This window comes from Candidatus Pantoea communis (assembly GCF_011752685.1).
Classification (GTDB): Bacteria; Pseudomonadota; Gammaproteobacteria; order Enterobacterales; family Enterobacteriaceae; genus Pantoea; species Pantoea communis.
In genome coordinates this window covers 543761-570713 of the sequence record NZ_VWXC01000001.1, presented here as the reverse complement: position 1 = coordinate 570713, position 26953 = coordinate 543761, and the positions used below count along the sequence as shown (strand labels likewise).

General features: G+C 53.1%; 26 protein-coding genes and 1 pseudogene. 22 read left to right on the top strand and 5 right to left on the bottom strand.

Annotation, left to right across the window (positions count from 1 at the left end; translation table 11 throughout):
* Positions 1-123: 123 nt before the first annotated feature.
* The 6 genes and pseudogenes from umuD (at position 124) to F3J37_RS02925 (ending at position 3951) form a co-directional block, all read left to right on the top strand.
* Positions 124-558, top strand: a complete 435-nt coding sequence (gene umuD, locus F3J37_RS02950) for a translesion error-prone DNA polymerase V autoproteolytic subunit (protein ID WP_166931724.1) — start codon at positions 124-126, stop codon at positions 556-558.
* Entirely contained in the window at positions 542-1804 is a 1263-nt protein-coding gene (gene umuC / locus F3J37_RS02945) for a translesion error-prone DNA polymerase V subunit UmuC (RefSeq protein ID WP_166931722.1), read from the top strand. The genes umuD and umuC overlap by 17 nt, the downstream gene beginning before the upstream one ends.
* Positions 1805-1958: 154 nt before the next feature.
* Positions 1959-2555, top strand: coding sequence for a DsrE family protein (locus F3J37_RS02940; protein ID WP_166931719.1), 597 nt, complete (start codon positions 1959-1961; stop codon positions 2553-2555).
* 67 nt (positions 2556-2622) lie between these two features.
* Positions 2623-2808: pseudogene (locus tag F3J37_RS28100) on the top strand (sigma 54-dependent transcriptional regulator); the annotation flags it as partial.
* 256 nt (positions 2809-3064) lie between these two features.
* Positions 3065-3325, top strand: coding sequence for a hypothetical protein (locus F3J37_RS02930; protein WP_166931717.1), 261 nt, complete (start codon positions 3065-3067; stop codon positions 3323-3325).
* 314 nt (positions 3326-3639) lie between these two features.
* Positions 3640-3951 (top strand): hypothetical protein, encoded by a 312-nt coding sequence (locus F3J37_RS02925; RefSeq protein ID WP_034821870.1) that lies wholly within the window; start codon positions 3640-3642, stop codon positions 3949-3951.
* A gap of 32 nt (positions 3952-3983) precedes the next feature.
* On the opposite strand, the gene F3J37_RS02920 is transcribed toward F3J37_RS02925, so the two are convergent.
* The 4 genes from F3J37_RS02920 to F3J37_RS02905 all read right to left on the bottom strand — a co-directional run bounded on the left by F3J37_RS02920 (position 3984) and on the right by F3J37_RS02905 (position 6970).
* Positions 3984-5042 (bottom strand): YeiH family putative sulfate export transporter, encoded by a 1059-nt coding sequence (locus tag F3J37_RS02920; RefSeq protein ID WP_166931714.1) that lies wholly within the window; start codon positions 5040-5042, stop codon positions 3984-3986.
* Between the two features lie 158 nt (positions 5043-5200).
* A complete protein-coding gene (locus tag F3J37_RS02915) occupies positions 5201-5713 on the bottom strand; it encodes a GNAT family N-acetyltransferase (RefSeq protein WP_034821865.1) in 513 nt (170 codons plus the stop codon).
* Positions 5714-5882: 169 nt separating this feature from the next.
* Entirely contained in the window at positions 5883-6566 is a 684-nt protein-coding gene (locus F3J37_RS02910; RefSeq protein WP_160834654.1) for an outer membrane protein, read from the bottom strand.
* A 110-nt stretch (positions 6567-6676) separates the two neighbouring features.
* The gene (locus tag F3J37_RS02905) at positions 6677-6970 is read right to left on the bottom strand and encodes a hypothetical protein (RefSeq protein WP_202403471.1); all 294 of its coding nucleotides are present in this window, start codon (positions 6968-6970) and stop codon (positions 6677-6679) included.
* Between the two features lie 539 nt (positions 6971-7509).
* On the opposite strand from F3J37_RS02905, the gene otsB reads away from it, so the two are divergent.
* From otsB to cheZ, 15 genes are all read left to right on the top strand, one after another.
* The gene (gene otsB, locus F3J37_RS02900) at positions 7510-8298 is read left to right on the top strand and encodes a trehalose-phosphatase (RefSeq protein ID WP_034821859.1); all 789 of its coding nucleotides are present in this window, start codon (positions 7510-7512) and stop codon (positions 8296-8298) included.
* Positions 8295-9734: an alpha,alpha-trehalose-phosphate synthase gene (gene otsA / locus F3J37_RS02895; RefSeq protein ID WP_160868190.1), complete on the top strand. Its 1440-nt coding sequence runs from the start codon at positions 8295-8297 to the stop codon at positions 9732-9734. Before otsB ends, otsA begins: the two co-directional genes overlap by 4 nt.
* Positions 9735-10694: 960 nt before the next feature.
* On the top strand, positions 10695-11045 hold the full coding sequence (gene flhD, locus F3J37_RS02890) for a flagellar transcriptional regulator FlhD (protein WP_034821852.1): 351 nt from the start codon (positions 10695-10697) through the stop codon (positions 11043-11045).
* Positions 11045-11623: a flagellar transcriptional regulator FlhC gene (gene flhC, locus F3J37_RS02885; protein ID WP_034821849.1), complete on the top strand. Its 579-nt coding sequence runs from the start codon at positions 11045-11047 to the stop codon at positions 11621-11623. The genes flhD and flhC overlap by 1 nt, the downstream gene beginning before the upstream one ends.
* Positions 11624-11754: 131 nt before the next feature.
* Positions 11755-12642 carry a flagellar motor stator protein MotA gene (motA, locus tag F3J37_RS02880; protein ID WP_034821846.1) on the top strand — a complete coding sequence of 296 codons (888 nt, stop codon included), beginning with the start codon at positions 11755-11757 and terminating at the stop codon, positions 12640-12642.
* Positions 12639-13670, top strand: coding sequence for a flagellar motor protein MotB (motB, locus tag F3J37_RS02875; RefSeq protein ID WP_166931712.1), 1032 nt, complete (start codon positions 12639-12641; stop codon positions 13668-13670). The genes motA and motB overlap by 4 nt, the downstream gene beginning before the upstream one ends.
* 10 nt (positions 13671-13680) lie before the next feature.
* Positions 13681-15663, top strand: coding sequence for a chemotaxis protein CheA (gene cheA, locus F3J37_RS02870; RefSeq protein WP_202404638.1), 1983 nt, complete (start codon positions 13681-13683; stop codon positions 15661-15663).
* Positions 15664-15685: 22 nt separating this feature from the next.
* Positions 15686-16183: a chemotaxis protein CheW gene (cheW, locus tag F3J37_RS02865; RefSeq protein WP_034821837.1), complete on the top strand. Its 498-nt coding sequence runs from the start codon at positions 15686-15688 to the stop codon at positions 16181-16183.
* Positions 16184-16353: 170 nt separating this feature from the next.
* Positions 16354-18030, top strand: coding sequence for a methyl-accepting chemotaxis protein (locus tag F3J37_RS02860; protein ID WP_166931709.1), 1677 nt, complete (start codon positions 16354-16356; stop codon positions 18028-18030).
* A gap of 249 nt (positions 18031-18279) precedes the next feature.
* Positions 18280-19950, top strand: a complete 1671-nt coding sequence (locus F3J37_RS02855; RefSeq protein WP_166931706.1) for a methyl-accepting chemotaxis protein — start codon at positions 18280-18282, stop codon at positions 19948-19950.
* Between the two features lie 165 nt (positions 19951-20115).
* A complete protein-coding gene (locus tag F3J37_RS02850) occupies positions 20116-21795 on the top strand; it encodes a methyl-accepting chemotaxis protein (protein ID WP_166931704.1) in 1680 nt (559 codons plus the stop codon).
* Positions 21796-21885: 90 nt separating this feature from the next.
* Positions 21886-22761, top strand: a complete 876-nt coding sequence (gene cheR / locus F3J37_RS02845) for a protein-glutamate O-methyltransferase CheR (RefSeq protein WP_034821825.1) — start codon at positions 21886-21888, stop codon at positions 22759-22761.
* Positions 22758-23807 (top strand): protein-glutamate methylesterase/protein-glutamine glutaminase, encoded by a 1050-nt coding sequence (locus tag F3J37_RS02840; protein WP_166931701.1) that lies wholly within the window; start codon positions 22758-22760, stop codon positions 23805-23807. Before cheR ends, F3J37_RS02840 begins: the two co-directional genes overlap by 4 nt.
* 39 nt (positions 23808-23846) lie before the next feature.
* A complete protein-coding gene (cheY, locus tag F3J37_RS02835; RefSeq protein ID WP_007892562.1) occupies positions 23847-24236 on the top strand; it encodes a chemotaxis response regulator CheY in 390 nt (129 codons plus the stop codon).
* Between the two features lie 9 nt (positions 24237-24245).
* The gene (gene cheZ, locus F3J37_RS02830) at positions 24246-24887 is read left to right on the top strand and encodes a protein phosphatase CheZ (RefSeq protein WP_034821817.1); all 642 of its coding nucleotides are present in this window, start codon (positions 24246-24248) and stop codon (positions 24885-24887) included.
* 47 nt (positions 24888-24934) lie between these two features.
* On the opposite strand, the gene F3J37_RS02825 is transcribed toward cheZ, so the two are convergent.
* A complete protein-coding gene (locus F3J37_RS02825) occupies positions 24935-25756 on the bottom strand; it encodes a DeoR/GlpR family DNA-binding transcription regulator (RefSeq protein WP_034821814.1) in 822 nt (273 codons plus the stop codon).
* A gap of 376 nt (positions 25757-26132) precedes the next feature.
* Here F3J37_RS02825 and F3J37_RS02820 point away from each other — a divergent pair, with 376 nt between their 5' ends.
* The gene (locus F3J37_RS02820) at positions 26133-26930 is read left to right on the top strand and encodes a GolD/DthD family dehydrogenase (protein WP_166931699.1); all 798 of its coding nucleotides are present in this window, start codon (positions 26133-26135) and stop codon (positions 26928-26930) included.
* The last annotated feature ends 23 nt before the right edge of the window (positions 26931-26953 follow it).

Sequence of the window (26953 nt, the reverse complement as noted above, 5' to 3'; positions counted from 1 at the left end):
GGGTCTGGTTGCAACTTAAATTCAGAGGAGCTTCAACGGCTTTCAGAAATCCTCCTCCAGGGATCTTGATCGATCAGAATAATCATGGATACTGTATATAAACACAGTATCAAGGTGCCCGTTATGCAATTGATTACCCCCTCTCAGTCCGATACAACGAGCCCGCTTCCGTTCTTTATGGAACGTGTGCCTTGCGGCTTTCCCAGCCCCGCTCAGGATTATATTGAGGACAGTCTCGATCTGAATAAGCTTGTCATCAGACATCCTAGCGCAACCTACTTTATCAAAGTCAGTGGCGATTCAATGTTAGGAGCAGGTATCAGTCACGGAGACTTACTGGTTGTTGACCGGTCATTATCTGCAGTTCATGGCGATATCGTCATTGCTGCCGTCTCGGGAGAATTCACGGTGAAAGAACTTCAAACTTCCCCACGCCTTCAGCTCATGCCCCGTAATACAAACTATTCTCCTATCGTTTTCGAGGCAGAAGAGGAACTGGAAATTTTTGGTGTAGTGACGTTTACCCTGAAAAGCCACAGATATGTTCGCGCTTGTTGATGTAAACAGTTTTTACACTTCCTGCGAAACTGTTTTTCGACCGGACCTGCAAGGTAAGCCTGTGGTTGTTGTTTCCAATAATGACGGATGCATAATTTCACGATCAGCAGAAGCGAAGGCATTGGGTATCGGTATGGCTGAGCCCTATTTCAAGCTACAGGATGAACTCAAACGCCAGAAGGTGCAGGTGTTTAGTTCCAATTACGCGCTGTATGGTGACATGAGTCATAGGGTGATGAATATTCTCGAAGAGATGGCTCCGAGGATGGAAATTTATTCGATTGATGAAGCTTTTCTCGACTTATCAGGCGTCAGGAGTTGTATCGATCTCGAGGTGTTCGGCCGTGACATTCGTAAGCGCCTGCTTAGAGAAACGGGCCTGACAGTTGGAGTCGGTATAGCCCCGACTAAGACTCTGGCCAAGCTGGCCAATCATGCCGCTAAGAAATGGAGTAAAACCGGCGGCGTGCTGGATCTCTCCAACCTTGAGCGGCAAAAGAAGTTAATGGCGTTAGTCGATGTGGCGGATGTGTGGGGCGTAGGGCGTCGTATCAGCAAGAAGCTGAATGCCATGGGCATCAACACCGCGCTGGATTTGTCGGAGCAGAGCACCTGGGTGATCCGCAAGCATTTCAATGTGGTGCTGGAGCGCACCGTGCGCGAGCTGCGCGGTGAGCCCTGTCTCGAACTGGAAGAGTTTGCGCCCGTGAAGCAGCAGATTGTCTGCTCACGCTCGTTTGCGGGACGTATCACGGAGTACGCCGATATGCGTGAAGCGGTGTGCAACTATGCCGTGCGCGCCGCCGAAAAGTTGCGTGGCGAACGGCAGTATTGTCGACAGATCGGCGTGTTTATTCGCACCAGCCCGCATGCGGAGGGTGAAATCTTTTACGGTAATCAGGCGATTGGTGAAATACAGATACCCACGAATGACACTCGTGACATTATCCGCGTTGCCACCGAGGCGCTGGATCGCATCTGGCGGGAAGGATGTCGCTATATGAAAGCGGGTGTCTTGTTAGGTGACTTTTACAGTCAGGGCGTGGCGCAGCTTGATCTATTTGATGATATCCAGCCACAGGCCAACAGTTCAGCATTGATGCATGTGATAGATCAGATCAATAAAAAAGGAAAAGGGAAGCTATGGTTCGCCGGACAAGGAATCCAGAAATCCTGGGCGATGAAGCGTGAGATGTTGTCTCCAGCATATACCACCCGATACGCAGATCTCCCGGTGGCGAAGTGAATAGCGGATTAGCGCATAACATGAGCCGCCACTTTTTATCGGGCGTTAGGAAATGACTGAATATGCCCGTATACCGTCACGATAAGCCGACAAAATGCCAATCCATGCCATACTTGGCAAGGCCGATTTTTCACGATGTCGCGGGGGAAAAGAGATGCGTTCAGTGGTGATTAGCGCAGTTGTCGCAGTAGCGGGTGGGGTATGCGGTGCCTTACTCAGCCAAAATGAAACCCTCTTTGCCCCGAAAGCCAGTGCACCTCCTTCCGATCCCGCTATCACCTGGACCACGCCCGCTATTGCCGGTTACGGCAAAGTGCACTATGACGCCAGCAGCGCATTCCAGCCCAGCAGTGCGCTGAGTAACAAAGTGGTCTTCAAAGTCAGTCGTGGCGCGGAAGAACGCGGTCAGGTTAATCCGGCGCTGGAGCATGTGGCACAAGTGGTGAATACCTATGTGGCGGCCGGCGTGCCGGCAAAGCAGTTAAAATTTGTGGTGGCGGTGAATGGCGAAGCGACGCCCGCGATGCTGGAAAACACCCGTTTTCGACAGCTGTTTGGTGTGGATAATCCCAACCTTGCGCTGATATCGGCGCTGGAACAGCAGGGCGTCAAAGTCACGGTGTGCGATCAGGCGCTGGCCTGGCATCACTACGAACCCCAATGGATTGCAGATTCAGTGATCCATACACCTTCTGCACTCACCACGATGACCACGCTGCAAAATCAGGGGTACGCTTTACTGAGTATGTGATGCGTTTGTGGCTTTGCTGTCCCTGGCATGAACCTCAACGCCCTTATTGTGGCTTCTGCCAAAGGTTCTCTTTGATCAAAAACAACTCGAAACCGTGCTGGAAGTCTGCCAACACACCTCAACATTATCTGAAGCGGGACGACATTTATTTTCGGTCTCGCGGCAGCATAAAAAGCAGCCGAATGATGCCGATCGCTTACGTAAATACCTCATGCGCTTCGGGCTGAATTGGGAAGATATCCAGAAAAAATGAATACCGTTCTTTGCACCGCTGAAAGGAAATTTCCTGTGGGGTAGCTTCACACAGCTGAAATGTTTAAATCGCGCTGCGCTTTAAATTGTCACCAAACCTGAGGTATTTTTTCCTGGTATTGACGTTAGGTTTAATTAAAACATTAATTAAATCAATGGAGATGCCATCCAGGAATAGACTGTTTTTTCTTCAAGACGCTGTAAATTACGCGGCGATTTTGCTTTAATTAACCGACGTAGCAAGATGAGAGGACAGCATGACAAAAGCCTATATAACAAAATATGCATTAACCCGGGGCATCTACATCGCAGAAGGTGAACTCAAAAATGATGGCGAGGTATTTGTACAGCGCCGCGATCGTGAGTACAACTTTGAGCAGTTTTTTAAGAAAAAAGAGTTTCAGTTAACCGAAGAAGAAGCGCTGGTGCGTGCGGATAAAATGCGTGCGGTGCAACTTAAAAAGTTGGCGAAGGAATATCAAAAACTCAGTGAGCTGGAATTTACGATTAAAGAGTGATCCTGATTAGATGGAAATCATCTAATTCACTGATTATAAAGGGTTGTGAAATTGATGTGGGTGTCCGAAAGAACTTCGTTAAGATTTCGCTAAAATAATGAAACCCCATTTCAATATCTACTAAAAAGTGATGTAACACGCCGCCTGCGGGCGGCTTTTTTAATTGGCTGACAGGCTGAAGGTTGCCCATCAATCCTGACATAGGAAGTGCGAATAGGTAACAATAGCGAAGCGGCGAAAGGTATTGCCGATTATGTTAATTCACAGACTTAGGTTACTGTAATATTACGGACCAATAATAAGCAGAGGTTCGCGTGCGCGAGAACGAGATTGATATCCATTATTACGCCACCGAAATCCGGAAATTAGCAGCATCGCATCAGGCTGGAGAAACACTGAGTGAGGTAAAATCCAGAGTGGATAGCCTCATTCAGCAAATGAAAGAGTCACTCGGCAGTGACAAAGCCTGGCAGGCGAAGAATTGGGAGGCGCTGTTGGATCAGTTGAATATCTATTTGACTAACAAGGTTGATCCGAAGTGGATGACGGTGATCTCTCATGCCAAATTCCGCATTAAAAGCCGCAGACAGACCGCCATCTATTCACGAAAACACTTCAAACAATAAGGCTTTTGCCGCCCGGTCGGGCGGCAAATAAGTTATCCAAGCCAATGGTGGATGGTGAGATTAATCGCGCCGCCGCCGACAATCAGCCAGATAAACAACATCAAACCTAATAACAGCGGACGCAGTCCGGCTCGCTTCAGCTGACTGATATGGGTGGTAAGACCCAGTGCGGCCATCGCCATGGCGAGCAGCACGTTATCCAGCTGATTAATGACCGCAATCGCCGAGGCGGGAATCAGATGCGCTGAGTTAAACAGCGCCACCAGAATGAACGCCAGTGCAAACCATGGGAAAGTAATACGCTGTTTTTCCCCGCTGGTGGCCGGTGCGCTGCGGCGTACCATCACCCCGATCACCACCAGGAACGGTGCCAGCATCATTACGCGCAGCATTTTGGCGATCACCGCCGCATTTTCTGTTTCCGGGCTGATAGCATGTCCGGCCGCCACGACCTGCGCCACTTCATGCATGGTCGAACCGGTGTAAATACCAAATTCACTCAGGCTCAGGCCCGGCAGTAATGGCGAAACGCTATGCCAAATCAGCGGGTAAAGGAAAATCGCCAGTGTACCGAAGATCACCACAGTCGCGACCGCCACCGCCACTTTGGACGATTCGGCTTTAATCACCGGTTCAGTCGCCAATACGGCGGCGGCACCGCAAATACTGCTACCTGCACCAATCAACCACGCGGTTTCACGATCCAGTTTCAGGATTTTACGTCCCAGCCAGCAGGCGAGGGTAAAGGTGCTGGTCAGCATCAGTACATCAATCACCACACCGCTGACGCCGACATCCAGCACCTGCTGGAAGGTGAGATGGAAGCCATAAAGGATAATGCCGAGACGCAGCAGTTTCTGTTTGGCAAACTGTACGCCCGCGTCGCAGTGACCGTGCACCGTCGGGTAGAGCGTATTGCCGAGAATGATCCCGCCGATGATGGCCAGCGTCAGGGCGCCTAACCCCAGCTGCGCGACCGACAGCAGATTACCGAGCCATGCCGTTGCCAGCGCAATGGCCGCCGTAAGCAGCAAACCGGGCGCGAAATGCGCCATACCCTGTGAGTGTTTGTGTAGAGAGATATCAGCCATAACGCCTCCTGTGTTGCCGTTATGATGCGGAGAGATGGCTTGAAAGAAAAACTGATTATATCGTTAGAACAAATCTGAATAAGTGGTAAAGACGGGGATGAACGCAGATAAAGGCGGAGAGGGCGCGGCGAAATCGGTGTTCGCGGCGCCTTGTCGGGTTAAATCACCATACCCAAAATTTGCAGCGTGCTACGCTGCGAGGCGGTGACGAACGGGATGTCTTTGATGTGCTGCATGCCAAAGGCTTCCCAAAACTTACGTGCACGCACGTTTTCAGCCATCACTTCCAGCCACATGTAACCTTCCTGCTTCTCACGGGCTTCATTGATGATGCTTTGGAACATGATTTTGCCGAAGTTCTTACCGGTCTGGTCGGGATTCAGGTAGAGCTTATTCAACATGGCGCCCGTCATGCCGGAATCAGGAACCGGTGTATTCCAGGTGACCTTGGCAAAACCTACCGGGTGATCGGTCTCGGCGATCAGCCAGCTCTCGTTTTCTGCCGCGAGGCTGCTCTGCAGCACCGTCAGGCCATATTCTTTATCGATAAACGCATCCATTTCGTCGGTTGAAACCCACATATGTTTGAAATGCGCGCTGTAGGTCATGCGTCCCAGCTGATGAAGCAGTTCCGCGTCCTCGGCCTGAGCCTTGCGTATGGTGAAATTCATGTAAGATGTCCTGTTATCCGTCCCTATTGATGGTCGTGCAGCCAAACGTTCCATCGCTGACTTTTCAGCAGGGTACTTTAACAGGGAGATACGGTTCCGACACATGCTAAGTGTGGAATCAGAATAGTGATGCGCCCTCCGACTGGAGAGCGCAGGGATGCGTAAGGCATCAGAACAAATAACGGGCTCCCAGAACAAACTGGTTTTCCACCAGATGTGCTTTCATTTGCTCATCTTTAAGGCCACGAGCGTTCCCGAACGTATTGTATCCGCTCTCTATTTTGCCCATATCCACATAACGGTAGCCAAGGTCCAGGCTCACCTGCTCAATCGGCGTGTAGCTAATACCGGCGCCGACACTGTAGGTCAGGTTGTTTTGCGTGGTTGAAGCATACTGACGAGAGGAGTTGCCTTGCCAACCGCCTGCTTTGATTTTACTGACGCCGACGCCTGCGGTGCCGTACAACGCAACGTTATAGCCGATTTGATAGTCACGATACACGTTCAGCATCAAGCGCTGGACATCGGTTTGCAGATGGTTATAGCTGGAAGTGAAAGTCGATGAACCACTGGTGAATTCGGATTTCTGACCAAAGGTATATTCGCCTTCCGTGCGCCAGCCATTGCCCCATTGATAACCGGCTGCAAGCGCTGCCGCGCCGTTATGTGCCTTTTCATTGCCTGCAACAAATTGCCCCACGCCAGGACGTGCGCTGGTATCCATCTCTTTGGCACGTTGTTCACTTTGCAGATATTTTGCAGAGGCGTAATAGCCTTCACTGGTTTCGGCTGCAACAGCGCTGCCCGCAGCAAACAGCATTGGCATAGCAAAGATTAACGCATTAAGTTTCATATGATTCCGTTCTCATTCTTTATCAGGTAGAGAACGCATCATAAGAAAGGCCAATCACGAGAAAAATTCGGTTGAATACTTAGGCAACCTGGTAGAGTTACGTAAGGGAGCTAAGAGCCTAAACGCAAGGTTTCAGCGCGCCTGGCGGTCTCATAAACGTATTGCAGCATCGGCTCTAAATCGGCATCCGGCCCGGAGCTGATAATTTTGCCACGCAGCCACTCAATTTCGCTGGTGATGTCGGGATGGAAAATGGTGTTGTTCTGCGCGTTACGCAGCCATTTCAGCAGAAAGTTATTCTTGCCGCGCACGCCGGCGGGTTTGCGCGTTTTTGCATTGATCTTCAGCGCCACCAGGATGCAGTAATAGAAATGCACGCGCTGACTGTAGCTCTGGGGGATCATAGGCTGTTACCCGCCATGACATCGCAAAAGTGTGAACCTGATCGGATTTTCATCGTCCTGAATGCCTGCCTGAAAGCGCCATTTGGCGCAGATATGGGCCTTTATCGGCCTTTTTTCCGCCTTGAATCGCGCGGTAACCGCACCATAAGCCAATCGGCGGCGCGGATGCAAGTGAGGAAAATCTGGTAAATGAGGCGTCACCAGTGAAAGAGGGCGGGCAAAATTTAAGGTCTTAAAAAAGCGAAGCGTTATAAAAGGAAAGGGGGCGATTTTTTGCCGTTGCAAAGACCTGAAACAGACACTTTTCACATGCGTTAACCCGCTACGCCTGGCAAAACTGTGATCTCCGTCTAGACTTAATGCTGACGATGTTCGCAGTCAGGTTGCTGTGTTGGCTATAAAGTTGTGCGTTTGTGGAGAGTTACCTATCGCAGTCCCCCGTTTTTGGCTCAATCTCCTCGCCTCAGTCCAGACATCCGACTGAAAACACCCAGCCTGACTTCGAACATCCTGTTAAAGCCTAATGAACAGGAGGAGACGTGACCCCTGCGGTTAATCAGAACAGCACCTTGCCGTCATTAAGTGGCGGTCTTTATGCCTTCTTTTTTGATGTCGACGGCACGCTAGCGACCATTCAGTCGCAACCCGAGTCGGTTTCCATCCCCGCATCGGTGCGCCAGCATCTGCAACAAATCTCCAATCTGAGTCATGGCGCCCTGGCGCTGGTATCGGGCCGTCCGATTGCGCAACTGGATGCACTGGTTGCGCCACTGGAAGCGCCCGCTGCGGGCGTGCATGGTGCGGAACGCCGTGACGCCAGTGGGCACGTGCACCGGCATTCGCTGCCTGGCGACATTGCGCAAACGCTGCAAACCGAACTGCAGCAAACACTCGACCAATGGCCAGGCACCCTGCTGGAAGTGAAAGGCATGGCGTTTGCGCTGCACTATCGCAACGCGCCCGAGTACGAAAAATCCATCATGCAGCTGGCGGAAGACGCCGTGACGCGCTTTCCTGCGCTGGCACTACAGCCGGGCAAGTGTGTGGTGGAGCTAAAACCGCAGGGCATCGATAAAGGTGCTGCGGTACGTGAATTTATGCAAGAAGCCCCCTTTATTGGCCGCATTCCGGTCTTCGTGGGTGACGATCTGACCGATGAAAAAGGATTTCTCGCCGTTAACGCCATGCAGGGCATTTCAGTCAAGGTCGGAGAAGGCGCCAGCCATGCGCGCTACCGTCTCGACAGCGTTGATGCGGTATGGCACTGGCTGGCGCAACTATTATTACAACTAGAACATGACATCGTCGGTAAGGAGTCAAGGTTATGAGTCGTTTAGTCGTGGTATCTAACCGTATCGCCATTCCGGATGGAGGCAAAGCCAGCGCGGGGGGTCTTGCGGTGGGCATTTTGGACGCGTTACGCACCACCGGAGGCTTGTGGTTTGGCTGGAACGGAGAAATCAGTGAATTCTCTGGCGAGGAAGAGGATGAGCCACTTTCGCAGATTGAACAGGATGGCATTACTTATGCCTCACTGCCGCTCAATCAGAACGATTACGATCAGTACTACTGCCAGTTCTCTAATACCGTTATCTGGCCGGCCTTCCACTATCGTCTGGATTTAGTGCAGTATCAGCGCGAAGCCTGGGATGGCTATTGCCGTGTGAACACCTTGCTGGCACAGCGCCTGAAGCCGCTACTGCAACCTGACGATGTATTGTGGATCCATGATTACCATCTGCTGCCGTTTGCAGCCGAGTTGCGCAAACTGGGCGTCAACAATCGTATCGGCTTCTTCCTGCACATTCCGTTCCCGACGCCGGAGATCTTCAATGCGCTGCCACCGCATCAGACACTGCTGGAGATGCTGTGCGATTATGACCTGCTGGGGTTCCAGACCGAGTCCGATCGCGTAGCCTTCCTCGATAGCCTGAGCCAGTTGACGCAGTTGCAGAATAAAGGCGAGAAGAAACACCGTGCCTTTGGCAATACCTTTATGACGGAGGTGTATCCGATTGGTATCGAGCCGGATAGCATCAAAGAGATGGCCGAAGGACATCTGCCACCGAAAATGGCGGCAATGAAACGTGAGCTGGGCGATGTGCAAAACATTATTGCCAGCGAGCGGCTCGATTATTCCAAAGGATTACCGGAGCGTTTTCTGGCTTATGAGGCACTGCTGGAGAATTTCCCGCAGCATCGCGGCAATATCCGTTATTCACAAATCGCGCCGACGTCCCGTGGCGATGTGCAGGCTTATCAGGATATTCGCCATCAATTAGAGACGGAAGCGGGGCGTATTAATGGTAAGTACGGTACGCTCGGCTGGACACCGCTCTATTATCTGAACCAGCACTTTGATCGCCGCCTGTTGATGAAAATCTTCCGCTTAACCGATGTGGGGCTGGTCACGCCACTGCGTGACGGCATGAATCTGGTGGCGAAAGAGTATGTGGCTGCGCAGGACCCAGACGATCCCGGCGTGCTGGTGTTGTCACGCTTTGCGGGGGCAGCGAACGAACTGACATCGGCATTGATCGTGAATCCTTACGATCGTGATGAAGTGGCTGCCGCACTCGACAGGGCACTCACCATGCCGCGCACCGAGCGCATCTCGCGCTACAACGACATGATGGCGGTGTTGCGCAAGCAGGATATTACGCAATGGCGTGAGAGCTTCCTGCGTGATTTAAATGCATTACCTGCGCGCAGCGCCGATCATGGTATCGCCAATAAAGTCGCGACCTTCCCGAAACTCGCCTAAATCTGCTTTCCGGTGCGCAATGCTGCGCACCGTTTTCACTGCCCATCTTAAACCTGCGAAATCGTTTTCATTTCCTTAAGGAGTAACTGCCTGACACGGCAGCTAAAATCGCACGTTTTGGTTAAAAAGCGTGCAATCGAACGTGAAAAAAGCTTTTTTTTCATGTCGGCCCTAAAGGTTTGGTTGGTCAGGCCGATAGTTATCTCAAATCAATGCGTCAAATCCCCAATTCATTCATATCACTAATGTAACGCACTGTTACATCCACTGCCGTTCGCTAAACACTCCCTACAAAGCCCTAACAGTTCCCAGGCGCGCTGCGTCCAGTCTTCACGCTTATCTATCATCATGGTGGTAGTGCATTTCAGCAATATTCCCTGTAAGTGATTAATTTAGAAGCAAATAGTTTTTACCAAAATCAGCATATTATGCTGCTTTTATGATTTTAAGTGGCTGCATATCGCCATTTAAAACCAACTCAACAGATAAAAGATCGCATTGTCATGACAATCGACCATACAGGCTAAAAAGGGGCTTTTTAGAGTGAAATATTAGCGAAACAATTCAAATTCGCTCAAAAAACGTACAACATAAAAGCAATTCTGAAGCTTCCAGGAAAAAATTTGCCTTAAAAGTGTGACGCAGATCACACTTTATCTAAAATTTCGCACCACTCACGTTGTATGTAGAAATCAGACGATATAGATTTGCGTTGTTTTCGGATTAGTCTTAAAAAACTGTAAGCAGACGTCACGGAAGATGGTTACAACTCAAGAAAAGATTGGCCTGGAGTTTTGACTACTACTGATCAGTGTCCCGGCGGGAAGTGAAACAGTTCAGTACACGTTGGCTTTGCCTGATTATTTTTTGCCATCTTTAGATTTACCAACCAGCAACCCGAACCATAGAACTTTTAATTCTGTGGCCGTATATGTGTCGCGTCTATCAGGATGGAAAAAAATGGGTACATCAGAATTACTAAAACATATATATGACATCAATCTGTCATATTTGCTTCTTGCTCAGCGTTTAATTAACCAGGAAAAAGCTTCAGCAATGTTTCGTTTAGGCATCGATGAATCGATGGCAGATGCATTGTCGCAATTAACCTTGCCTGAGATGGTAAAATTAGCGGAAACCAATCAACTGGTTTGCCAGTTCCGCTTTACCGATCACAACCATATTAACCGTTTGACTCAAGAATCACGCGTGGATGACCTGCAGCAAATCCACACCGGCATTTTATTATCCAGCCGTTTACTGCGGAACGCGTCAAAAGATGATGCCTCTGCGAAGAAGAGGGCGGTTTAATGACCGAAAAAAGTATTGTTCAGGAAGCGCGCGATATTCAGCTGGCCATGGAGCTGATTACGTTGGGCGCACGACTGCAAATGCTGGAAAGCGAAACCCAGTTGAGCCGTGGTCGCCTGATTAAACTGTATAAAGAGCTGCGTGGTGCACCACCACCGAAAGGCATGCTGCCATTCTCAACCGATTGGTTCATGACCTGGGAACAAAATATTCACTCATCCATGTTCTGTAATGCCTGGCAGTTCCTGCTGAAAACCGGGCTGAGCAATGGTGTTGAAGCGGTCATCAAAGCGTATCGCTTGTATCTTGAGCAGTGTCCGCAATCGGACGAGGGCCCGCTGTTGGCGCTAACGCGTGCATGGACCCTGGTGCGATTCGTTGAAAGCGGCATGCTGGAATTGTCTGACTGTAAATGCTGTGGCGGGAGCTTTATTAATCACGCTCATCAGCCTGTTGGCAGCTTTGTTTGCAGCCTGTGCCAGCCGCCATCACGTGCCGTAAAAAGACGTAAACTTTCTGCAGATTCTGCCGATACCTTTCCACAACTGCTGGATGAACAGGTTAAACGCGCCGTTTAAGTTTGTTCGCATCGTGGAAAACATCCAGCAGCGGCTTAGTCCGCTGCTTTTTTTTGCCCACGATTTACGAATAACACCTGCGGCTCTCTGGCTTAACTTCTACCAACACGTTACGGACGTAAGGATTTTTTGTGCTGATTATTCTGGGTTATATCGTGGTCGTCGGCTCCGTGTTGGGCGGCTATATGATGGTCGGTGGCCATCTGGGGGCGCTTTATCAACCTGCCGAGCTGATTATTATCGGCGGTGCCGGTATTGGTGCCTTTTTAGTGGGCAACAATGGCAAGTCGATCAAGAAAACATTAAAAGCCTTGCCAATGTTAATGCGCGGCTCGAAATATAACAAAGCTGTATACATGGATTTAATGGCACTGCTGTATCGCCTGATGGCGAAATCACGTCAGCAAGGCATGCTGTCATTAGAACGTGACATTGAAGATCCCAGCCAGAGCGAAATTTTTGCTAACTATCCGCGTATTTTGTCCGATAAACAGTTGGTGGATTTTATTACCGACTATTTGCGATTGATGGTGAGCGGAAATATGAATGCGTTTGAAATTGAAGCGCTGATGGACGAAGAGATCGAGACCTACGAGCACGAGTGTGAAGTGCCGGCGCAAAGTATATCGGCCATGGGCGATGGCTTACCTGCCTTCGGTATCGTGGCGGCGGTGATGGGCGTGGTACATGCACTGGCCTCAGCCGATCGCCCGGCAGCAGAGTTGGGCGCGCTGGTCGCTCACGCCATGGTGGGAACCTTCCTTGGTATCTTGCTGGCTTATGGCTTTATCTCGCCGCTGGCGTCAGTGCTGCGTCAGAAGTGTGCTGAAACCACCAAAATGATGCAGTGCGTCAAGGTGACTTTGCTCTCCAGTCTGAATGGTTACGCACCGCAGATCGCCGTGGAGTTTGGGCGTAAAACCCTGTATTCCGCTGAGCGTCCGTCGTTCTCCGAGCTGGAAGAACATGTGCGTAACGCGAAAAATCCTGCGAAACAAACCTCGGATCAGAACTCATGAAGGCAGGCAATCGCCCCATTGTGCTGGTTAAAAAGCGCAAACATAAAGGTCATCATGGCAGCCACGGCTCGTGGAAGATTGCCTATGCCGACTTTATGACGGCGATGATGGCGTTCTTTATGGTGATGTGGCTGCTCTCAATTTCCAGCCCGAAAGAGTTGATTCAGATTGCAGAATACTTTCGTACACCGCTGAAAGTCGCGCTGACCGGTGGCCAGCGCAGCAGCGACAGCGAAAGCCCGATCCCCGGTGGCGGTGACGATCCAACACGTAAAGACGGCGAAGTGAAGAAAGTGGTCGATATGGATGCGCAGAAGAAAAAGCTGGAGGAGATTCGTCTGAATCGTCTGCGCGAAAAGCTGGACCAGTTGATTGAAGCCGATCCGCGTCTGAAAGCACTGCGTCCGCATCTGATCATCAACATGGTGGAAGAGGGGCTGCGCATTCAGATTATTGATAGCCAGAACCGCCCAATGTTCAAAACTGGTAGCGCAGAAGTGGAGCCGTACATGCGTGACATCCTGCGCGCCATTGCGCCGGTTCTGAATGATATTCCGAACAAAATCAGCCTGGCTGGCCATACGGATGACTTCCAGTATGCGACGGGCGATCGCGGCTACAGTAACTGGGAACTCTCAGCCGACCGCGCCAATGCCTCACGTCGTGAACTGGTGATTGGCGGGCTGGATGGGGGCAAAATGCTGCGCGTGGTGGGCATGGCTGACACCATGAAGTTAAAGAATCGTGGTTCGAACGATGCTGTAAACCGTCGTATCAGTCTGCTGGTGTTGAACCATGACACCCAGGCTGCGATTGAGAAAGAGAACTCTGAGAGCGATGCCGCGCAGATAACTGACCCGGCACAAATTATTCCCGACATTACCGCACCGACCGGTCCCGCTGCATCTGCTGCACCCGCAAGTTCTACCGCTACTCCGGCTTCGCCGGTCAGTGCGGTGGCGCCTGCACCAGCAGCGCAGCCAGCGGCAGGCGCGGTGACACCAGACCAACCCTCACAGCCGAGGTGATCCCGTGAGCATGGACATCAGCGATTTTTACCAGACGTTTTTCGATGAAGCCGATGAGCTGTTAGCGGATATGGAGCAACACCTGTTGGGATTGGATCCCCAGGAGCCCGATTCCGAGCAGTTGAATGCCATCTTCCGCGCCGCCCACTCCATTAAGGGCGGAGCCGGTACGTTTGGCTTTACGGTTTTACAGGAAACCACCCACATCCTGGAAAACATTCTGGATGGTGCGCGCCGCGGCGAAATGCAGCTCAGCACCGACATCATCAACCTGTTTTTGGAAACCAAAGATATTATGCAAGAACAGCTCGATGCCTATAAAACGGCGCAGGAACCCAACGCAGAAAACTTCAAATATATCTGCGAAGCACTGCGTCAGCTGGCGCTGGAAGCCAAAGGAATCGCACCCGAGCCGGCAAAAGTGGCCGACGTGGTGGAGATCGCCGCAGCCCCGGCCACGGCCGCGGGTTTACGCCTGCAACTGATCGATTTGAAAGAGAAAGAGCCGGAACTGATGCTGGAGGAGCTGGGTAATCTCGGCACTGTCTCCAACGTGGTGAAAGGCACCAACTCGCTGGAAGTGACCATTGATGGCGTCGGTAAAGACGACATCGTTGCGGTGCTCTGTTTTGTGATTGATGAAGCGCAGATTCACTTCCCGGAAGGCGCGGCCACCGTCGCAGCAGCACCTGCCGAAGCCGTTGCGGTGGAAGCCCCTGCACCGGTGCAAACCGCCACCGTAACCGACATCACCCCGCCAGCCAAACGTGAAGCGAAACGTGCGGCAGCGCCGGCCAAAACCAGCGAATCCAGCAGTATTCGTGTTGCGGTTGAGAAGGTGGATCAGCTGATCAACCTGGTCGGCGAATTGGTGATTACCCAATCAATGCTGGCACAACGTTCTGGCGAACTGGATCCTGTGGCTCACGGCGACCTGCTGAACAGCATGGGCCAGCTGGAGCGTAACGCGCGTGACCTGCAAGAGTCGGTGATGTCGATTCGTATGATGCCGATGGAGTATGTGTTTAGCCGCTTCCCGCGTCTGGTGCGCGATCTGGCCAGCAAGCTGGGCAAAGAAGTGGAGCTGACGCTGCTGGGTAGCTCTACTGAACTGGATAAGAGCCTGATCGAGCGCATTATCGATCCGTTAACGCATCTGGTGCGTAACAGCCTTGACCACGGTATCGAAACGCCAGAGAAGCGTCTGGCATCGAGCAAAACAGCGGTGGGCAATCTGACGCTGTCAGCGGAACATCAGGGCGGCAATATCTGCATCGAAGTGATCGATGACGGTGCCGGTCTGAACCGTGAACGTATTCTGGCGAAAGCCCTGTCCTCTGGCCTGCCGGTCAGCGACAGCATGAGCGATGAAGAAGTCGGCATGCTGATCTTCGCACCGGGCTTCTCAACGGCGGAGCAGGTCACTGACGTGTCCGGCCGTGGTGTGGGCATGGACGTGGTAAAACGAAACATTCAGGAGATGGGCGGTCACGTCGAAATCTCCTCGAAGCAGGGCAAAGGCACCACTATTCGCATCCTGCTGCCACTGACGCTGGCCATTCTTGATGGCATGTCAGTGCGCGTGGCGGATGAAGTGTTCATTCTGCCGCTGAACGCGGTGATGGAATCCCTGCAGCCAACGGCTGAAGAGCTGAAACCGCTGGCCGGTGGCGAGCGCGTGCTGGAAGTGCGTGGCGAATACCTGCCGCTGGTGGAGCTGTGGAATGTGTTTGATGTGCAGAATGCCAAAACCGACGCGACCCAGGGCATCGTGGTGATTCTGCAGAGCGCAGGCCGCCGTTATGCACTGCTGGTGGATCAGCTGATTGGCCAGCATCAGGTGGTGGTGAAGAACCTGGAAAGCAACTACCGCAAAGTGCCGGGCATTTCTGCCGCCACCATCCTTGGCGATGGTAGTGTGGCGCTGATTGTGGATGTCTCTGCACTGCAATCGTTGAACCGTGAAAAGCGTGTGGCCGGTGCCGCAGCGTAATAGATAAATAAAGGGCAAAAAAATGACTGACATGGCAACCGTGACCAAAATCGCTGGCGAAACCGTGGGCCAGGAATTCTTAGTTTTCACCCTGGGTGACGAAGAGTACGGCATCGACATTCTCAAAGTGCAGGAGATTCGGGGTTACGATCAGGTAACACGTATCGCCAACACCCCAGAATTCATCAAGGGTGTGACGAACCTGCGTGGCGTGATTGTGCCAATCATCGACCTGCGTGTGAAGTTCGCGCAGCAGGATGTGGAGTACAACGAAAACACCGTGGTGATCGTGCTGAATCTTGAGCACCGCGTCGTGGGTATCGTGGTGGATGGCGTGTCTGACGTGCTGTCTCTGATGCAGGAACAGATTCGTCCGGCACCGGAATTCGCGGTCACCATGTCCACCGAGTACCTGACCGGCCTCGGCGCACTGGGCGAACGTATGCTGATTCTGGTCGACATCGAGAAGCTGCTGAGCAGCGAAGAGATGGCGCTGGTGGATACGCTGCGTAGCGCGTAATCATCGACAATCACGGGCTGGCAGCATCGGCCCGTGATAATCCCGCATTGAAATAATTTCTATAAAAATCAGATAATAACAATATTTATTCACACAACTTTCATTAAACTCCCTGCCTCGCCCGCCGATAAATATTGCGTTCCATTTACTTACTTTTCCCAGGGCTATCTATGTTAAAAAAAATTCGCGTCGTCACCAGTCTGCTGGTGGTGCTACTGATGTTTGGCCTGCTGCAGGTCATATCCGGATCCATATTCCTCAAAGCTTTAAACGACGACAAATCCAGCTTCAATGTGTCGCAGTTAGCGAGCCAAAACCTTTCGGCGCTGAATGATGCTTACATGAGCCTCAACCAAAGCCGTGTTGTGTTGACGCGCATCCAGTTGCGTATCGCCACCAGTAAACTGGCCAACAAAGAGCCGGATATTGAGGGGCTTTTCAACGACAGCAAACAGTTCCAGCAAAAAGCAGCGGATAATTTCAAACTCTATAAAGCGATTCCGGATACACCGGGACAAGATAAGGAACTCACAGGTCAACTGGATGAGGGCTATACCGCTTACGCCACGGCATTGAGCCAGATGCAGGATGCGCTTCTCGCCAACGATTTATCGAAAGCGGGCAGCGTGCCAGTAGCACCGAGCCAAAGTAAGTTCCTGAAAACTTACACCGACTGGCGTGCGGATGTGGCGAAACTGGCAGCACAAGGCCAGGAAAAAAATGCCGATGCCTTCAGCCGCATGAGCTGGATTCTGGGCGCTATCATGGTGGTGGTATTAGTGGTGATTGGACTGTGCTGGGTGAACCTGCGTCGCATCCTGATTAATCCATTGAATACTAACATTGCCCACATTCAGTCGATCGCGCAGGGTGACCTGACCCAGAGTATTAGCGTTGAAGGCCGCAATGAGATGAGCCAACTGGCGAGCAGCCTGCATGACATGCAGCAGTCGCTGGTGCGTACTGTCAGTAACGTGCGTGACGGATCTGATGCCATCTTCACCGGTGCGAGTGAAATCTCGGCAGGTAACAACGATCTCTCAGCTCGTACGGAAGAGCAGGCTGCCTCGCTGGAACAGACCGCAGCCAGCATGGAACAGCTGACCGCGACAGTGAAACAGAACGCCGAAAATGCCCGCCAGGCGTCACAGCTGGCGTTGAGTGCCTCAGAAACCGCACAGAAGGGCGGCAACGTGGTGGAAGGCGTCGTACGCACCATGAGCGATATCGCCGGGAGTTCGAAGAAGATCGCTGATATCACCAGCGTGATTGACGGTATCGCCTTCCAGACCAACATCCTTGCGCTGAATGCAGCGGTGGAAGCGGCGCGCGCTGGCGAGCAGGGGCGTGGCTTTGCGGTGGTGGCAGGTGAAGTTCGCAACCTGGCACAGCGCAGCGCCCAGGCGGCGAAAGAGATTAAGGGTCTGATTGAAGATTCTGTCAATCGCGTCAACAGCGGTTCGCAGCTGGTGGGTACCGCCGGTGAAACCATGAGTGAGATCGTCAATGCGGTCACCCGTGTGACCGATATTATGGGCGAAATCGCCTCAGCGTCTGATGAACAGAGTCGTGGTATCGATCAGGTCGGTCAGGCTGTGACGGAAATGGACCGCGTGACCCAGCAGAACGCCTCGCTGGTGGAAGAGTCTGCTGCGGCAGCGGCTTCGCTGGAAGAGCAGGCCAGCCGTCTGAGCCAGTCTGTGGCGGTATTCCGTGTGCCGCGTGCCGAACAGCCTGGCATGGCCAGTGCCGTGGTGCGCCATCCGCAGATCGCGCCGCCGGTGTTGAGTGCACCACGTAAAGCTGTGACTGCACCAGTCAGCGACAGTAACTGGGAAACGTTTTAATCGCTTGCAGTGGTGTGCGCTGGCGCACCCACTGCCGCAATATCCTTTTATTCCAATAGCATCAATGCGCTTTTATCGTTTACCCGATAAAGGCGCATTTTTTTTAATGACAATTTCTTTAGTTATAAAACACTGTAAAGAAAGTTATTGGCAGAATTATATTTCGTAAAATCCGTTAAAGCCCCTCAAAATTTAACAACTGCGGTCGATAACAGCGGGAGCCGAAATGCCTCACTCTTTGGAGAACCCATGTTAAAACGAATCAATGTTGTCACCAGCCTGATCGCAGTCTTGCTGGTCTTTGGTGCTTTGCAGTTACTGTCGGGCGGATTGTTCTGGTCTGCCTTACAAAAAGATAAAGAAGCTTTTGCCGTGGCACAGACGTCGACCAACAACGTCGGCGCGATGTCCGATGCCTGGATCGAACTCAACCAGACCCGTACCGTGTTAAACCGCGCGATGCTGCGCATGCAGGGCAGCATGGCGGCACAGTCCAACGGCGGCCAGCTTCAGGCGCTGATTGCACAGACTGAAAAGCAGCTGGATGTGGCTGCCGGGCACTACCAGCGTTACTACGATCTGCCGGGTACGCCAGGCTTGCCGGACGCACTGCGCGATCGCCTGGAAACGGACTACGCCGCCTTCAACGATGGTTTGAAAGCGATGCTGGAACGTTTGAAAGCTAACGATCTGCAAGGCATGTTTGCGCAGAACATTGAAGCCAAACAGGTGAAGATGAAGGCCACCTATGCAGAGTGGCGCACGGCGCAGAGTGCGCTGGCGGCGGAAGGCGTGGCGCAGAACCAGCAAGCGTTCCACACCATGATGTGGCTGCTGGCGGTGGTGGCATTGGTGGTGGTGCTTGTGATTGTCGGCTGCTGGTTCGGTCTGCGTGCGGTGCTGATCCAGCCATTGCATCAGCTGCTGGGCCATATCCGCCATATCGCTTCTGGCGATCTGACGCAGAATATTGCCGTGGAAGGACGTAACGAGATGACCCAACTGGCGGCCAGCCTGCATGAGATGCAGCAGTCGCTGGTGCGTACCGTCAGCAACGTGCGTGACGGCTCTGATGCCATCTTTACCGGCGCGAGCGAAATCTCGGCGGGCAACAACGATCTCTCCGCGCGTACCGAAGAACAAGCGGCTTCGCTGGAACAGACGGCGGCCAGCATGGAGCAGCTGACAGCGACCGTGAAGCAGAACGCCGAGAACGCCCGTCAGGCTTCTCAGCTGGCACTCAGCGCTTCCGATACCGCGCGTAAAGGTGGCGAAGTGGTGGATGGTGTTGTGCGCACCATGCATGACATTGCTGGCAGTTCGAAGAAAATCGCCGATATCATCAGCGTGATCGATGGCATTGCCTTCCAGACCAATATTCTGGCACTGAACGCGGCAGTCGAAGCCGCTCGCGCGGGTGAGCAGGGTCGCGGCTTTGCAGTCGTCGCCGGTGAAGTGCGTAATCTGGCGCAGCGCAGTGCGCAGGCGGCGAAAGAGATTAAAGGTTTAATTGAGGATTCGGTGAATCGTGTTAACAGCGGTTCGCAGCTGGTCGGCACCGCCGGTGAAACCATGAATGATATCGTCGGCGCGGTCACGCGTGTCACGGATATCATGGGCGAGATCGCCTCAGCGTCGGATGAGCAGAGCCGCGGTATTGATCAGGTCGGCCAGGCGGTCACTGAGATGGATCGCGTGACGCAGCAGAATGCGTCGCTGGTGGAAGAATCCGCCGCTGCTGCGGCGTCGCTGGAAGAGCAGGCCAGTCGTTTGAGCCAGTCAGTGGCGGTATTCCGCGTGCCGCGTGCCTCGCAGGCCACTGCGGCGGTGCGCTCGTCACCGAGCGTGCAGCCGGTGCTGAGTACACCGCGCAAAACTGTCACCGCGCCAGTGAGTGACAGCAACTGGGAGACATTTTAAACGTTTTTAACCGGGCGCACGCAGGTGCGCCCGTTCACCTGTCGGCACACTTTAATTTATCCCTGATCCTCCTTAATTCCCGCTGGTCCAACCCGTTGCAGACAACATAAAGATCCCTCTGTGAACGCCGATAACAGGAGCGATCCGCCAACCAATGAGGTGTTTATGTTTAGTCGTATTCGTGTCGTTTCCGGGCTGTTATGTGTGCTGGCACTGTTTGCCTTGCTGCAGCTGTTTTCCGGAGGGATGTTTTTTACCACGGTGAAAGCCGATAAAGAGAATTTTGCCTACAACCAGCGTCTCAGTACGCTGCAACGGGCGATGGGCACCTCTTGGGTATCGCTGGTTCAGGCGCGTAACACGCTGAACCGTGCAGGGATCCGCTATTTGCTGGACAGCCAGCAAGCTGGCTCAGGCGCAACCGTGAAAGATTTGGTGGCGCTGGCAAGTGAGGAGTTGAAAACCGCTGACCAGGCTTTTGCCGAGTTCAACGCGAATTTGTCTGAGAAGGGCAAAAGTGCGGAGAACGTCAAGACGCTGCAGGCCAACTACAACGCCTTCCGTGGTGGACTGGCCGAGCTGATTGATTTCCTGGGTAACGGGAACTTCAAAGGCTTTGTCGATCAACCAACGCAGGGTATGCAGGATAAATTCGAGAAGGATTACACCGCATGGCTGAACTACAACATCGTGCTGGCAAAGCAGGGTATTGATGCCAACGAAAGCGCCTATCAGCACTCCATCATGCTGGTGATCGGTACTTTGCTGGTGACCCTGCTGGTGATTGCACTGGTATGGAGCGGCATGCGCAACGTGCTGATTCGTCCGTTGAAACAGAGCATCGACCATATCCGTCACATCGCGCGTGGCGATTTGACGCAGCAGATTGATGTCAGTATGCGCAACGAGATGGGTGAATTGCTCAGCTCACTGCAGCACATGCAGCAGGAGCTGGCGAATACCGTGCGTACCGTGCGTGATGGTTCAGACGCTATCTACACCGGTGCCAGCGAAATCGCCATGGGTAACAACGATCTCTCTTCACGTACTGAACAGCAGGCCGCTTCTCTGGAAGAGACGGCTGCCAGCATGGAGCAGTTGACCGCGACCGTGAAGCAGAACGCCGAAAACGCCCGTCAGGCTTCACAACTGGCGTTGACTGCCTCTGAAACCGCGCAGCACGGCGGCAAAGTGGTGGATGGTGTGGTCACCACCATGAAAGAGATCACCGGCAGCTCGAAGAAAATCGCGGATATCATCAGTGTGATCGATGGCATCGCGTTCCAGACCAACATTCTGGCACTCAACGCGGCGGTTGAAGCAGCACGTGCGGGTGAACAGGGCCGTGGCTTTGCGGTGGTGGCGGGTGAGGTGCGCAGTCTGGCACAGCGCAGCGCCCAGGCAGCGAAAGAGATCAAAGGTCTGATCGAAGACTCGGTGAGTCGCGTCAACACCGGTTCGGTGCTGGTGGAGAGCGCGGGCGAAACCATGACCAACATCGTCAACGCCGTCACTCGCGTCACCGACATCATGGGCGAAATCGCCTCGGCGTCGGATGAGCAGAGTCGCGGAATCGACCAGGTGGGTCTGGCCGTGAACGAGATGGATCGCGTGACACAGCAGAACGCCGCGCTGGTAGAAGAGTCAGCCACGGCGGCTGCCGCACTGGAAGATCAGGCCAGTCGACTGAAACAGTCGGTTGCGGTGTTCAATATTGGTAAAGAATTTGTCGCTCAGGCCGTTAACCTATCTACAGCGCCAAAAATGTTGCGTCCAGCCGCAGTCAAAGCGCTGGCTCAACCCGCAGGTGCACGTAGCGCGGACGATAACTGGGAAACCTTTTAATCCGTATGGCCGCCGCAAGGCGGCCCAACTGGCAGCGCAGCAGTAATCGCAGTATCACAATTTAATCAGTTTGTTGCCGGGTGACCTGACATGAAGAAATCGACGTTATTGGATCAAAGTGAAGCAACAACGCTGCTCTCGCAAATGGTGCAGCGCCTGCCGCTTTCAGATACGCATTTTCGTCGTATCAGCCAGCTGATCTATCAACGCGCAGGCATCGTGCTGGCCGATCACAAGCGGGAGATGGTTTATAACCGCTTAGTGCGCCGTTTGCGCACGCTGAACATTGATGATTTTGGTCGTTATCTGGCGTTGCTGGAGCAAGACCAGAACAGTGCAGAATGGCAGGCGTTTATTAACGCATTGACCACCAATCTGACCTCATTTTTCCGCGAGGCGCACCATTTCCCGATCCTCGCGGATCATGCGCGTAAGCGCAGTGGCAGTTACAGCGTGTGGAGTACCGCCGCCTCAACCGGCGAAGAGCCGTACTCCATCGCCATGACGCTGGCGGAAACGCTGGGTACCGGACCGGGTAAGTTCCAGGTGCACGCCAGCGACATTGATACACAGGTACTGGAAAAAGCCGTGGCGGGGGTGTACCGCCAGGAAGAGCTGCGCACCTTATCGCAATCGCAGCTGCAACGCTTTTTCCTGCGTGGCACCGGCCCGCATGAAGGTATGGTACGCGTTCGCTCCGATCTCGCCAGCATGGTGAACTATTCGCAGCTGAATTTACTGGCCAACGACTGGGCGTTGCCGGGTCCGTTCGACGCAATTTTCTGTCGCAACGTGATGATCTATTTCGATAAAGAGACGCAGGAAAAAATTCTGCGCCGTTTCGTTCCCCTGCTGAAGCCCGGCGGTGTGCTGTTCGCTGGACACTCAGAGAACTTCAGCCAGATCAGTAAAGAGTTCTGGCTGCGTGGACAGACAGTCTATGGATTGACCAAGGAAAGACGATGAGCAAAATCACCGTGATGTGCGTGGATGACTCCGCGCTAATGCGACAGTTGATGACGGAGATCATCAACAGCCACGCCGATATGGAGATGGTCGCTACCGCGCCCGATCCGTTGGTGGCGCGGGATTTAATCAAGCAATACAACCCACAGGTGCTGACACTGGACGTCGAGATGCCGCGTATGGATGGCCTCGACTTCCTTGAGAAGTTAATGCGCCTGCGTCCGATGCCAGTCGTGATGGTGTCATCGCTGACCGGTAAAGGATCGGAAGTGACATTACGCGCGCTGGAATTGGGCGCAGTGGATTTCGTCACTAAGCCGCAGTTGGGTATTCGCGAAGGCATGCTGGCGTACAGCCAGATGATCGCCGACAAAATTCGCGCAGCGGCGCGAGCCAAATTGCATGCGCGCCCGGCCACACCCGGCCCGGTGATGCTGAAAGCTGGCCCGCTGCTGAGTAGTGAGAAGCTGATTGCGATTGGCTCTTCCACTGGCGGCACCGAGGCGATTCGCCATGTACTGCAGCCGCTGCCCGCGACCAGCCCGGCGCTGCTGATCACGCAGCACATGCCGCCAGGGTTTACCCGCTCGTTTGCTGAGCGCCTGAACAAGCTGTGCCAGATAACCGTGAAAGAAGCGGAAGATGGCGAACGTATTTTGCCCGGTCATGCCTATATCGCACCGGGCGCGATGCACATGGAGTTGGGCCGTAGTGGCGCTAACTACGTGGTGAAACTGAATGATGGACCGCCAGTGAACCGCCATAAGCCGTCTGTTGACGTGCTGTTCCGTTCCGTGGCGACACACGCAGGACGAAATGCCGTGGGTGTCATCCTCACCGGGATGGGTAACGACGGTGCCGCCGGGATGCTGGAAATGCATCGTGCCGGTGCCTGGACCATCGCGCAGGATGAAGCAAGTTGCGTCGTCTTTGGTATGCCGCGCGAAGCGATTGCGATGGGCGGCACCAGTGAAGTAGTCGATTTAGGACACATCAGTCAGCACATGCTGGCAAAAATTAGCGCCGGACAGGCATTGCGAATTTAACGAGCCCGTCCTGCCGGACGAGACAACACAGGAGTAGATATGGCTGATAAAAACATGCGCTTTTTGGTGGTGGATGACTTCAATACGATGCGTCGTATCGTCCGCAACCTGCTGAAAGAGCTGGGATTCAACAACGTTGAAGAAGCAGAGGACGGTGTTGATGCACTGACCAAACTGCGTGCGGGTGGTTTTGATTTCGTGGTGTCCGACTGGAACATGCCCAACATGGACGGTCTGGAACTGCTGCAGACCATTCGTGCGGACGCGGCGTTGAGCAAACTGCCGGTGCTGATGGTTACCGCCGAAGCGAAAAAAGAGAACATCATTGCAGCTGCCCAGGCCGGTGCCAGCGGTTATGTAGTGAAGCCGTTCACCGCAGCCACGCTGGAAGAAAAGCTGGGTAAAATTTTCGAAAAACTGGGTATGTAAGGAGATGTGATGAGCGACCTTCCGAAACCAACCGAAGAAGCCTCGGCACACGACATTATTACCCGTATCGGCTCGCTGACGCGTATGTTGCGCGACAGCCTGCGCGAATTGGGGTTAGACCAGGCGATTGCCGAAGCGGCGGAAGCGATTCCGGACGCGCGTGACCGTCTGGATTACGTGGTGCAGATGACGGCGCAAGCGGCAGAACGCGCACTCAACTGCGTTGAAGCCGCGCAGCCGCACCAGGACCAAATGGAAGCCAACGCCAACAAGCTGAAAGGCCGTTGGGATGCGTGGTTTGAAAACCCGATTGAGCTGGCGGATGCACGCGAGTTGGTTTCGGATACGCGCGAATTTCTCAGTGATGTGCCGTCGCATACCTCGTACACCAACAAGCAGCTGCTTGAGATCATGATGGCGCAGGATTTCCAGGACCTTACCGGCCAGGTGATCAAGCGCATGATGGATGTGATCCAGGAGATCGAGCGTCAGTTGCTGATGGTGTTGCTGGAGAATATGCCTGAAGCCAACGCTGCCGCGCGTAAAGACGCCAGCAGCCTGTTGAATGGTCCACAGATCCATGCCAATGCACCTGGCGTGGTAGCGAACCAGGATCAGGTGGATGACTTGCTGGATAGCTTAGGTTTCTAATCAGCATTGAGGGGGCGGCTGCGAGTGGGCCGCCCCTGAATTGATGCTCAAAACACCGCGCGTTTTTTTGTCTCTTCAATGCCTGCCACCAACACCTGTACCCCTAACGCTTCAAACGCTGCAATCTGCGCCGGCGTAATCCCGCGATCGGTAATCAAATAATGGATTTTGCTCCAGTCACAGGGCAGGGCAAACATCGACACCTTATCGATTTTGCTGGAGTCTGCCACCACAAATACCGTACTGGCGGAGTTGATCATCGCCATCTTCACTTTGATATCCGTCTCACTGGGGAAGCTTAACCCGAGGCGGGGCGAAATACAGGCGGTGGCGAGAAACAGCTTTTCGGCCAGCACGTTTTCAAAGAAAGAAGCGGCTTTCTCACCGGACGTCGAGAGTGTTGGAAATTTGAAGGTCCCCCCCGTCAGCAGGATATTAATCCCCGGTTCGCCCCCCAGCTTCAGCGCAATATTCACCGCCGTGGTGATCACCGATAAACGACGGATGTGGCCAATTGCTTCCGCAATGGCGGTGGTGGTGGTGCCGGAATCGAAAATCACCGTATCCCCATTTTCCACATACTGCGCGGCCAGCCGGCCAATGGCTTCTTTCTCATCAAGGTGAGTTTGACGCTCAAGCAGCAGTGCGCCGGTGTTCTGCTTACCGGTCATCAGCGTGGCGCCACCGTGATAACGCTGCACATGCCCGGCTTTTTGCAGCATACGCAAATCGGTGCGGATGGTTGCCTCGGTCAGGCCAAAGGTATCGGTAAGCGCTTTAACCGTGACTGTGCCGTCTTCGCGGATCATCTCCAGGATCTTCTCACGACGCTGCTGCATATCAGCCAGCTGCTCAGTTTTGCTTTTCAATCGAAATGCTCCCTCTTTCCAATCACGGTCTGGTTTTGGCAATAAGAAAACCCGTGATGATTTTACTCTGCATACCAGGGATTTGCGAGGCGGCTCGCACAAAGATGCATTTTCGAATGAAAATAAGATAAAGCCATGCAATTGATTTCACATAGACCTGCCAGCCGTTATTTCTATATCACAAAACGTGATATTTAGTTATTTACTTAAAATACAGTAAGATAAAAATAGTTTGCATCATTTGTATGAAATTTGATCTCACCCACAAACCATTGCGAAACGATAGCTTATATTTTTGTTCGAAAATCAATGTTACTGCAAACCTATCCGGCCAGAGATAACCAAAGGCGCTGAACATGCACACAGGAGAGAAGGGATGAGTGGGGAATACGATGTCAACCTGCGCTACGGCGTAAATACCGATCTGGACCTCACCGGCAAGGTGGCGGTGGTGACCGGTGGCCTCGGTGGAATTGCCATGGCCAGTAACGCCATGCTGTTAGAGAAAGGTGCACGGCTGGCCCTGCTTTACCCTCCATTCGAAAGCGATCGCGTGGCGGCTGTGCAGGAACAATTCTCTGCCGATCGTGTACTGCTGGTGTGCTGTGACGTGACCGATGCTGGCTCAGTCGAGACGGCGTTCAACCAGGTTGAACAGCATTACGGCCACATTGATATCCTGGTGAACTGCGCGGGTTATGTGATGTTACAGCCGGTACTGGAAACCGACTTTGCCGAGTGGCAGAAGCAGATCGCCGTCAATCTCACGGGTCCTTTCCTCTGCTCACAAGCGGCGGGCAAACGCATGGTGCGCGCCGGTAATGGCGGCAAGATCATCAATATCGCTTCACAGGCCGCTTCCATCGCCATTGATAACCACGTGGCCTATACCTCTGCCAAAGCGGGTCTACTCGGTATGACTAAAGTGATGGCCAAAGAGTTCGCACCACACCGTATCAACGTCAATACCTTGTCACCCACCGTGGTGCTGACGCCGATGGGCGAAAAGGCCTGGCGCGGTGAGAAGGGCGAACAGATGAAAAAACTGATCCCGTTAGGGCGTTTTGCTTACACCGATGAAATTGCCGCTGCCGTGGTGTTCTTCGCCAGCAACGGCAGCGACATGATCACCGGCGCAGATTTAATGATCGATGGCGGCTTCACCATCTGGTAATGCCGCGCCAGCACCAGTACGGC